This window comes from Streptomyces sp. WM4235 (assembly GCF_001279725.1).
Taxonomy (GTDB): domain Bacteria; phylum Actinomycetota; class Actinomycetes; order Streptomycetales; family Streptomycetaceae; genus Streptomyces.
Map to the genome: position 1 here is coordinate 68,923 of NZ_LGDE01000181.1, position 9,279 is coordinate 78,201.

Annotated in this window: 9 protein-coding genes and 1 pseudogene; 5 read left to right on the forward strand and 5 right to left on the reverse strand. The window is 70.5% G+C overall.

Features of this window, described 5'->3' with window-relative positions:
- Positions 1–9: 9 nt before the first annotated feature.
- Positions 10–1,527, reverse strand: a complete 1,518-nt coding sequence (locus ADK55_RS15180) for a peptide MFS transporter (RefSeq protein ID WP_053678980.1) — start codon at positions 1,525–1,527, stop codon at positions 10–12.
- 190 nt (positions 1,528–1,717) lie between these two features.
- On the opposite strand from ADK55_RS15180, the gene ADK55_RS15185 reads away from it, so the two are divergent.
- The 4 genes from ADK55_RS15185 to ADK55_RS15200 all read left to right on the forward strand — a co-directional run bounded on the left by ADK55_RS15185 (position 1,718) and on the right by ADK55_RS15200 (position 4,932).
- Positions 1,718–2,728, forward strand: a complete 1,011-nt coding sequence (locus ADK55_RS15185; protein WP_053678982.1) for a polyprenyl synthetase family protein — start codon at positions 1,718–1,720, stop codon at positions 2,726–2,728.
- A 253-nt stretch (positions 2,729–2,981) separates the two neighbouring features.
- On the forward strand, positions 2,982–4,196 hold the full coding sequence (locus ADK55_RS15190) for a LolA family protein (RefSeq protein WP_053678984.1): 1,215 nt from the start codon (positions 2,982–2,984) through the stop codon (positions 4,194–4,196).
- A gap of 119 nt (positions 4,197–4,315) precedes the next feature.
- A complete protein-coding gene (locus ADK55_RS15195; protein WP_229886015.1) occupies positions 4,316–4,519 on the forward strand; it encodes a hypothetical protein in 204 nt (67 codons plus the stop codon).
- Positions 4,516–4,932, forward strand: coding sequence for a hypothetical protein (locus ADK55_RS15200; RefSeq protein ID WP_234350048.1), 417 nt, complete (start codon positions 4,516–4,518; stop codon positions 4,930–4,932). Before ADK55_RS15195 ends, ADK55_RS15200 begins: the two co-directional genes overlap by 4 nt.
- A gap of 58 nt (positions 4,933–4,990) precedes the next feature.
- Here the strand turns inward: ADK55_RS15200 and ADK55_RS15205 are convergent, their stop codons facing one another.
- The 3 genes from ADK55_RS15205 to ADK55_RS15215 form a co-directional block, all read right to left on the reverse strand.
- Positions 4,991–6,310 carry a M28 family metallopeptidase gene (locus ADK55_RS15205; RefSeq protein ID WP_053678989.1) on the reverse strand — a complete coding sequence of 440 codons (1,320 nt, stop codon included), beginning with the start codon at positions 6,308–6,310 and terminating at the stop codon, positions 4,991–4,993.
- 206 nt (positions 6,311–6,516) lie between these two features.
- Positions 6,517–7,491, reverse strand: a complete 975-nt coding sequence (rarD, locus tag ADK55_RS15210) for an EamA family transporter RarD (protein WP_053678990.1) — start codon at positions 7,489–7,491, stop codon at positions 6,517–6,519.
- A gap of 178 nt (positions 7,492–7,669) precedes the next feature.
- Complete coding sequence (locus ADK55_RS15215; protein ID WP_053678993.1) at positions 7,670–8,527, reverse strand: SDR family oxidoreductase; 858 nt, start codon at positions 8,525–8,527, stop codon at positions 7,670–7,672.
- A gap of 98 nt (positions 8,528–8,625) precedes the next feature.
- Between ADK55_RS15215 and ADK55_RS15220 the strand changes: the two genes are divergently transcribed.
- Entirely contained in the window at positions 8,626–8,988 is a 363-nt protein-coding gene (locus tag ADK55_RS15220) for a winged helix-turn-helix transcriptional regulator (RefSeq protein ID WP_053678995.1), read from the forward strand.
- 119 nt (positions 8,989–9,107) lie between these two features.
- On the opposite strand, the pseudogene ADK55_RS37695 reads toward ADK55_RS15220, so the two are convergent.
- Positions 9,108–9,279 (reverse strand): annotated as a pseudogene (locus ADK55_RS37695) (2-oxoacid:ferredoxin oxidoreductase subunit beta); the annotation flags it as partial.

The following is a 9,279-nucleotide window of genomic DNA, read 5'->3' on the forward strand; positions in this document are numbered from 1 at the left end:
CGGTCGGCCTCAGTGGACGGGGTGCATGGTGCGCTTGAGCCAGGGCGCCAGGGCGATCACGACGAGGCCCGCGGCCACCGCGATGGCACCGTTCACGCCGAAGTAGACGGGGTTGGAGACCTGCCCGTAGACCTTCACCACCTGGGCCTGGATGCCGTTGGCCAAAGCCAGGGAGAGGAACCACAGGGCCATCGTCTGGCTCGCGTACGCCTTCGGGGCGAGTTTGGTGGTGGCCGACATGCCGGAGGTCTCCAGCAGCACGTCGCCGAGGCCCAGCAGCAGGTAGGAGCCGACGATCCACCAGGCGGCCATCTCGTACGTGTCGTCGGCGTGCCCGGACGTGGGGATGACCATCAGCAGGAACGACAGACCGCCCAGGATCACCCCGATGGCGATCTTGTTGGAGGCGTGCGGCTGTCGGCTGCCCATCCGGGCCCACAGCGCGGCCACGACCGGCGCCAGCGCCACCTCGAAGGCGCCGAGCGCCGAGGCGTACCAGCCGGCGGGGAAGTGGAAGCCGAGGATCTCCGTGCGGGCGTTCGTCGAGGCCAGCAGCATCATGGTCGAGTACGCCTGGAAGAGGATGAAGTTGAACGCGACCGAGGCCAGGAAGAGGACCACGTACGGGCGCAGCCGCCCGCGCTCCGCGGGCGTCACCTCGGGGCTGCGGAACATCACCACGAAGTAGGCGATCGGGGCGATCACCGAGATCAGGGTCAGCAGGTCCACGAACCGGCCCATGGTGAGCCAACCGGCCAGGGCGAGCGCGGTGGCCACGACGGCCACCAGGAGCAGCCCGCCGACGATCCGCCACATCGCCGTGCGCATCGCGTCGGGGGCGAGCGCGAACTCGGCCGAGTGCTTTCGTCCGGCCAGATGGCGGCGTCCCAGGACGTACTGGATCAGCCCCGCGGTCATGCCGATGGCGGCGGCGGAGAACCCCCAGTGCCAGCCCTCGTTCTCACCGAGCCACGCGGTGATCAGGGGGCCGGCGAACGCGCCGATGTTGATCGCCATGTAGTACAGGGCGAAGCCCGCGTCGCGCCGCTGGTCGTCGGTCCGGTAGAGCCTGCCGACCATGCTGGCCACGTTGGGCTTGAGCAGGCCGGTGCCCGCGCTGATCAGGCCGAGGCCCACCCACGTCATGACGGCGGTCGGCACGGCCATGGCGTAGTGGCCGCAGGCGATCAGGATGCCGCCGTAGAGCACCGCTCGATAGGAACCGAGGATCCGGTCGGCGAGCCATCCGCCCGCGACGGAGACGAGGTAGACCATGGTCCCGTAGGCCGCCGAGACGGAGGCCGCGGTGCCCGGGCTCATCCCCAGGCCGCCGTTCGCCACCGTGTCCGCGAAATAGAGGACGAGGATGGCCTGCATGCCCAGGAACGAGAAGCGCTCCCAGACCTCCAGTCCGGAGAGCGTGGCCAGACCCCTGGGGTGTCCGAGGAAGGCGTGGTCGTCTCCCGGTGGCGGCTGGTCCGCCTCCGGGTCGTTCGGCTCGTCTCGATCGGCTGTGGTTCTGGACAAAACGCCTTCTCTGGTTGTTTCGGCTCTTCCAGAACATACCGGTGTGCATCGGGCGGTGCGCGCGTGGCGGCCGGGCAGGCGCTCTGGGTGATCGAAAACAGACCGGATACGCTGGCTTGAGTGATGGCAGCGACACATCGACAATCCATGTGATCGTCAAGGTGATCGTCAGCAGACAGGAGTACCCCTCGTGACCGTCGTCGGGCCGTTCGGACTGAGCGTGCGGGACCAGGCTCTTGAGACCGATGTCCAGGCCGGACTGGCCGCCGTCGAGGCGGGTCTGCTGGAGGCCACCAAGAGCGAAGTCCCCTTCATCACCGAGGCCGCGCAGCACCTGGTACGGGCCGGAGGCAAGCGGTTCCGGCCGTTGCTGGTGATGCTCGCGTCCCGCTTCGGGGATCCCTACGCCCCGGGCATCGTGCCGTCCGCCGTGGTGGTGGAGCTCACCCACCTGGCCACGCTCTACCACGACGACGTCATGGACGAGGCGGACGTGCGCCGCGGCGTGGAGAGCGCGAACGCCCGTTGGGGCAACTCCGTGGCCGTCCTCACGGGTGACTTCCTGTTCGCCCGTGCCTCGCACATCCTGGCCGACCTCGGGCCCGAGGCCGTCCGCATCCAGGCGGAGGCCTTCGAGCGCCTGGTGACGGGCCAGATCCTGGAGACGGCCGGTCCCCGCGACGGCCGCGACCCGGTCGCCCACTACCTCGACGTCATCGCCGGCAAGACCGGCTCGCTGATCGCGGTCTCCGGCCGCTTCGGCGCGCTGATGTCCGGCGCCGACGAGTCGGTCGTCGACATCCTGACCCAGTACGGGGAGCGGCTCGGCACCGCCTTCCAGCTCGCCGACGACGTCCTCGACATCGCCTCGGACTCGCACGAGTCCGGCAAGACCCCCGGCACCGACCTGCGCGAGGGCATCCCCACGCTGCCCGTGCTGCGGCTGCGCGAGATGGCGGAGCGGGACGGGAACCCGGACGACCGGGAGCTCGTGGGGCTGCTGGACGGCGATCTGACGGACGACGCCCGACACGCCGAGGTGCTGTCCCGGCTGCGCGTCCACCCGGCCCTGGAGCAGGCCCGACGGGACACCATCCGGTACGCGCAGGAGGCGCGGGCGACGCTCGCGCCGCTGCCCGAGTGCTTCGCCAAGTCGGCGCTCGAAGAACTGTGCGACGCGGTGGTGCACCGCGCGGGCTGAGCTCCGCGACGGACATCCCCCGCGACCGCGGACCGGGCCCGGCAACCCCTACGGGTGGGGGATGCCGGGCCCGTGTCGTGTCATCCCTGGGAGGTACGCGAACTTGAGTCCGGGGAGTGACGCCCCACCGCCCTCTTCTTTGGTCAGATAGAGGCACATCCCCACCAGATCGGGTGAGAGTGGCGGCGCGGGGTGGACGTGTACATGAATGACGGGTAGGTCGCCGCCGTACACACAGAGGTAGGGCAGACACATGGCAACGAACACGAAGACCCACAAGGCCGCTCGGTACGCCGTACCGGTCGCGGTGTTCGGGGTGGCCGCGGCGACCATCGCGATGGTCCCGGCCTTCGCGAACGCCGGAGGACCGGACCTGCCGAAGGTGACGGCCCAGCAGCTGATCGAGAAGATCGCCGCCTCGGACGTCCAGGAGCTGTCCGGCAGCGCCCGGGTCAGCACCGACCTCGGCCTGCCGACCCTGGCGAGCGGCCTGCTCGGCGGCGGGGGCGTCGCGGGCGGCTCGGCCGACCCGCAGGACAAGGTCGCGCAGCTGGCCAACGGCACCCACACCTTCCGCGTCGCGGCCGACGGCCCGGACCGCCAGAAGCTCACGTTCCTGGACGGCAAGGACGAGTACAGCCTCATCCACAACGGCACGGACGTGTGGGGCTACGACAGCCAGTCCAACGAGGCCTGGCACGAGAAGCACGATGAGGCGGCCGCCAAGGGCAAGGACGGCCACAAGACGGCCGACCGGCTCGGCGCCTCGCCCCAGCAGCTGGCCCAGGACGTCCTGAAGGCCGCCGGCACGACCACGGACGTCAGCGTCGGCGACACCGCGCAGGTGGCCGGCCGGGACGCCTACCAGCTCGTGCTGAAGCCCAAGCAGTCCGGTTCCACCGTCGGCTCCGTCCAGATCTCGGTCGACGCCAAGAACGGCGTGCCGCTGCGCGTGCAACTGCTGTCCAGCCAGGGCGGCAAGCCGATCGTGGACGCCGGCTTCACCAAGGTGGACTTCGCCAAGCCGGCCGCCGACGTCTTCGCCTTCACCCCGCCCAAGGGCGCCAAGGTGACCGAGGGCGCCGCCGAGGCGGACAAGGGCGGCAAGGGCGAGCACGGCAAGGAGTGGAAGGGCCTGGACGCCTTCCCGGGCCTCGGCGCCCTCACCGGCGGCGCGGGCGACGGCGACGTGAAGGTGCTCGGCGAGGGTTGGGCGACGGTCGCACAGATCTCCGTACCGGGCGGCAAGGGCCTCAAGGACGCCGAGGCCGCGGCGAACGGCAAGGACGCCCCCAAGGAGGCCAAGCAGTTCATCGACTCGCTCGGTGAGAAGGTCAACGGCTCGTTCGGTACCGGCCGGGTCTTCTCGACCCGCCTGGTCAACGCGCTGATCACCGACGACGGCAAGGTCTACGTCGGCGCCGTCACCAAGGACGCGCTGGTGAAGACGGCCAACGCGGCGAAGTAGCCCGGCCGGCCCCACCAAGGGGCCACGCGGGCACGGAGGGTGGCCGGGGACCTGTGTCCCCGGCCACCCTTCTGCCGTTCCTCTCCTGCGTACAGCACGACCGCTGTACGGTGAACGCCATGTCGAGACACGTCACCATCCGCCTGGACGAAGAGTTCCACGAGCGCCTCAAGGCGCGCGCGGCGGCTTTGGGGACGACGGTGACCGCGCTGATCACCGAGGTCACCGAACGCGAACTGGACGAGGATCGAAAGTCGTTCCTCTCCGGCATCGAGGAGTTCGCCGACCACTGGAGCTACTTCCAGGAGCGGTTCGGCAATTGAAGATCACCATGGAGTGGGCCTGGACGGCCCTGGCTCATCACCTGCCGTCGGATCCCGCCGTGTGGGATCCCTCCGGGGTGGCCGCCGCGGTCGCCCGGCACCAGAACGACCTCGTCCTGGTACCCGAACAGCCCGCCCCGGACACCGCGTGGCGGGCCGCCGCGTTTCTGCACACCCTCGCGGTCTGCCCGGCGCTGGAATCCCCGATGAACGAGTTCTACGCGGCCGCCGCCACCCGCTCGTACCTGCGGGTGGCCGGGGCGAAGCAGCTGCCCTCCCCGGAGGAGTTGGGGGACCTCGTCGAGGCGGCGAAGCTGGGCCGGTTGGACATCGGCGCGGTCGCCGACGAACTGCGCAGCCTCATCAGGGAACCCCTGCCGGCCTCGCTGCGGGGCCACGCGGAGGACGCGTAGACGGTGCGGCGAGGCCGGTCCGGGAGATTCCGGTGGCTTCCGAGGGCGCCGGAAGGTCCTAGAAGGTGATCTTCCAGCTGTTGATGTAGCCGACGTCCTGCGCCGCCACGTCCTTGACCTGGAGCTTCCAGACCCCGTTGGCGACCTCGCTCGACGCGTTGACCGTGTACGAGGCGACGACGTTGTCGGCCGAGTCCGAGCTGGAGGAGTTCTTCAGCCGGTAGGCGGTGCCGTCCGGGGCGACGAGGTCGATCTGGAGGTCACCCCGGTAGGTGTGGACGATGTTCACGTCCACCTTGGTGGTCGCCGGGGCGTTGCCCGTGACGCCCGAGACGGTGACCGGCGAACTCGCCGCGGCACCGGGGGAGTCGGGGATGTTCACGTCGGCGGTGTTCTCGAAGGACTTGCCGGGCGGCACCGGGGTGCCGGCGCCCAGGTTCCAGATCGCGTAGGCGATGGCGTCCGCGTTGCGGTCCAGGGCGGTGTCGTTGATGTTCGCGGTGGTGTCGCAGGAGGAGTGGTAGCAGCGGTCGAAGGCCTGACCGGAGGTGCCGCCCCACTTCTGCGCCTGGGCCGCCGTCTTGGTGTAGTCGGCGCCCGAGAACAGGCCGCCGACCGGGATGCCCGCGTTCTTGAACGGGGCGTGGTCGGAGCGTCCGTCGCCCTCGGTCTCTATCTCTGTGGGTATGCCGAGGCCCGCGTAGTAGTTCTTGAAGGTCTGCTCGATCGTGGGGTCGTCGTCGTAGACGAAGTAGCCCGGGTTCGGCGAGCCGATCATGTCGAAGTTCAGGTAACCGGAGAACTTCGCCTTCTCGGTGGCCGACAGGCTGTTGACGTAGTACTTCGAGCCGACCAGACCCAGTTCCTCGGCGCCCCACCAGCCGAAGCGCAGGTGCTTCGTGGGCTGGAGCTGGGCGCGGGAGACGGCCAGCGCGGTCTCCAGGACGGCCGCCGATCCGGAGCCGTTGTCGTTGATGCCGGGGCCGGCGGTCACCGAGTCCAGGTGCGAGCCGGACATCAGGACGGAGTTGGGGTCACCGCCCGGCCAGTCCGCGATCAGGTTGTAGCCGGTGGCGCCGCTGGAGGTGAAGGTCTGGAGGCTGGTGGTGAACCCGGCCGCGTCGAGCTTGGCCTTCACGTAGTCGATCGACGCCTTGTAACCGGCTCTGCCGTGGGCGCGGTTGCCGCCGTTGTTGGTGGCGATGGTCTGGAGCTGCGTCAGGTGCGCCTTGACGTTGGCCAGCGGGATGTCGGGAGGGGTGGGGGCGGCGTTGACCGCCGTGGGCGCGGCGAGAGCGGCGGGGGAGGTGGCGGCGAACAGGCCGGCGACCGCGATGGCGGTCACGGTGGCAAGGCGCCGAGGGACGGACAGGCTCATGTGGGGGCTCCGGAATTCCGTATGGGGATGAGACGGAACGTGCGGGGATAGAGCGGGTGAGCATGCGTGCGTCAGTGCGAGCCTGATGTTCAGCGAGAGTATGACTATTCGTCAAGACCACAATCCGGTCAGGGCGGTTCGGAAAGCGGACGATCCCCGGTACGGGGGTTCCGTACCGGGGATCGTGGGGCGGGAAGGGCGAGCCGCTACGCGGGCTCGCGGGCCGTCGTCGGCTCCGTCGCAGCGGCCGCGGGGGCGGCCGGCGCGAGGGTCGCGGCGGCGGCCAGACGGGCCCGGGAGCGACGCGAGGTCCGCAGCGCGTCCCAGGTCAGCAGGGCCAGTGCGGCCCAGACCAGGGAGAAGCCCGCCCACCGCTCGGGCGGCATCGCCTCGTGGAAGTACAGGACGCCCAGCCCGAACTGGAACACCGGGGCCATGTACTGGAGCAGGCCCAGTGTCGACAGCGGCACCCGGATCGCGGCCGCGCCGAAGAACACCAGCGGGACCGCGGTGACCAGCCCGGTCGCGGCCAGCAGCGCGGAGTGGCCGAGGCCCTCCGTCGCGAAGGTGGACCGCCCCTGCGCGGCCAGCCACAGCAGGTAGCCGAGGGCGGGCGGGAACAGCAGCGCGGTCTCCGCGGTCAGCGACTCCAGGCCGCTCATGTTGAGCTTCTTCTTGATCAGCCCGTACGTGGCGAAGGAGAAGGCCAGCGCCAGGGAGATCCAGGGCGGCCGCCCGTACCCGATGGCCAGCACGAGCACCGCGGAGAAGCCGACGCCGACGGCCACCCACTGGGCCCGGCGCAGCCGTTCGCCGAGCACCAGGACGCCGATCGCGATGGTGACCAGGGGATTGATGAAGTAGCCGAGGCTGGCCTCGACGACCTGGCCGTTGTTGACCGACCAGATGTACAGGCCCCAGTTCACGCTGATCACGGAGGCGGCCAGGGCGGTCAGGGCCAGCTTGCGCGGTTGGCGCACGAGCTCGGCCATCCAGCTCCAGTGGCGCAGGGCGAGGAGGGCGATCCCGACGACGGCGAGCGACCACACCATGCGGTGGGCCAGGATCTCGATCGCCCCGGAGGGCTTCAGGAGGGGCCAGAAGAGGGGGACCAACCCCCACATCCCGTACGCGCCGAATCCGTAGAGCAATCCCGTGCGCTGCTCGTTCTCCGCCTTCACGGGGCCTCCAGTACGACTTCCGGCCACTCGCCACCCGAGTCACAACCCCACGAAGGTATCGCCGTACCGCCCGGATGTCATGCCCGTAAGGGGGAGATACTCATGACACCCGGGCTGATGGGGTGGAGGTCGAGCCGGCCTCGAACGGACCTTGAGTCGGGCCGGCCCCCGGCGCGGCTCAGGCCAGGGCCGAGGCGATGGCCGTCGCCACCGGGGTCGTCGGGCGTCCGATCAGGCGGGCCAGGTCACCGCTCGTCCCCGCCAGCCGGCCGCGCGAGATCGCCGCGTCCACGTCGACGAGGATCGCCGCGAAGCCCTCGGGCACCCCCGCGCCGGTCAGGATCCCCAGGTGGGTGTCGGCCGGCACCTCGGCGTACGCGACCTCGCGGCCGGACTGCCTCGCGACCTCGGCCGCGTACTCCGCCAGGCTCCAGGCCGTGTCGCCGGACAGCTCGTACACCGCGTTCAGGTGCCCCTCGCCGGTCAGCACCACCGCCGCCGCGGCGGCGTAGTCCGCCCGCGCGGCGGACGCGATGCGGCCCTCGCCGGCGCTGCCGACGACCGCGCCGTGCTCCAGCACCACGGGCAGTTGGGCGGTGTAGTTCTCGTGGTACCAGCCGTTGCGCAGGAAGGTGTACGGGAGCCCCGAGTCGAGGATCGCCTGCTCGGTGACCTTGTGTTCGGCCGCCAGGTCGAAGTCCGCCTCGGGGCCGCCGAGGACGCCGGTGTACGCGAGCTGCGCCACGCCGGCCGTCTTCGCCGCGTCGATCACGGCGGTGTGCTGCGGAACCCGGCGTCCGACCTCGCTGCCGGAGATCAGCAGCACCCGGTCGCCGGCCCCGAAGGCCCCGGCCAGGCTCGCCGGCTCGTCGTAGTCGGCGAGCCGTACGTCGATGCCGCGCGCGGCCAGGTCGGCGGCCTTCTCCTTGTTCCGTACGACGACGGCGACGCGCTCGGCGGGGACCCGTTCGAGCAGCTCCTCGATGACGAGGCGGCCGAGGGATCCGGTGGCTCCGGTGACGACGATGCTGCTCATGGTGGGCTCCTGGGTGGTCCGGCGGTGCGGGCTGATGTCACTACCGTACGGAGAGCGCTAACTATTCGGAAGTACCCACTCTGAAGTAAGGTACTTACATGCAGGTAAGTGTGAAGGCTCCGATGTGTCCCTCCCGCGGCGTGCTGGAACACGTCACCAGCCGCTGGGGCGTCCTCGTGCTCGCCGCCCTGGTCGAGCGCTCGTACCGGTTCAGCGAACTCCGCCGGGAGGTGGCCGGGGTCAGCGAGAAGATGCTGGCCCAGACCCTCCAGACGCTGGAGCGCGACGGATTCCTGCTGCGCGAGGCGCAGCCGGTGATCCCGCCCCGGGTGGACTACTCGCTCACCGACCTGGGCCGCGAGGCCGCCGAGCAGGTGTGGGCGCTCGCCCGCTGGACCGAGCGCCGGACTGCCGACGTGCAGGCGGCCCGCGCCGCGTACGACGAAGCCCGGACCGCGTAGCGCGCTCCGGGCTCCCGCCGCACGTCGTACCGCCGTCGGCTCGTCGTACCGCCGCCGTACCGCTCGTCATGTGCTGCCGCGCGCGGCGCGGTCGACGGCGACCGCCGGCCGGCGGTCGGTCAGCCGACCACGGTCCAGGTGTCGTTGCCGGTCAGCAGCGTCGTCAGGTCGCCCTTGCCGTTCCGATCGATCGCGGTGTCGAGTTGGTCGGCCATGAGGGTGTCGTAGACGGGGCGTTGGACGCTGCGCAGGACTCCGATGGGGGTGTGGTGGAGGGTGTCGGGGTCGGCG

What these genes read in the sequence shown, in the direction of transcription:
- ADK55_RS15205 (WP_053678989.1), bottom strand. Translation starts at nt 6,310, where the DNA reads ATGAGCCTGTCCGTCCCTCGGCGCCTTGCCACCGTGACCGCCATCGCG.
- ADK55_RS15220 (WP_053678995.1), top strand. Translation starts at nt 8,626, where the DNA reads ATGCAGGTAAGTGTGAAGGCTCCGATGTGTCCCTCCCGCGGCGTGCTG.
- ADK55_RS15215 (WP_053678993.1), bottom strand. Translation starts at nt 8,527, where the DNA reads ATGAGCAGCATCGTCGTCACCGGAGCCACCGGATCCCTCGGCCGCCTC.
- ADK55_RS15195 (WP_229886015.1), top strand. Translation starts at nt 4,316, where the DNA reads ATGTCGAGACACGTCACCATCCGCCTGGACGAAGAGTTCCACGAGCGC.
- ADK55_RS15190 (WP_053678984.1), top strand. Translation starts at nt 2,982, where the DNA reads ATGGCAACGAACACGAAGACCCACAAGGCCGCTCGGTACGCCGTACCG.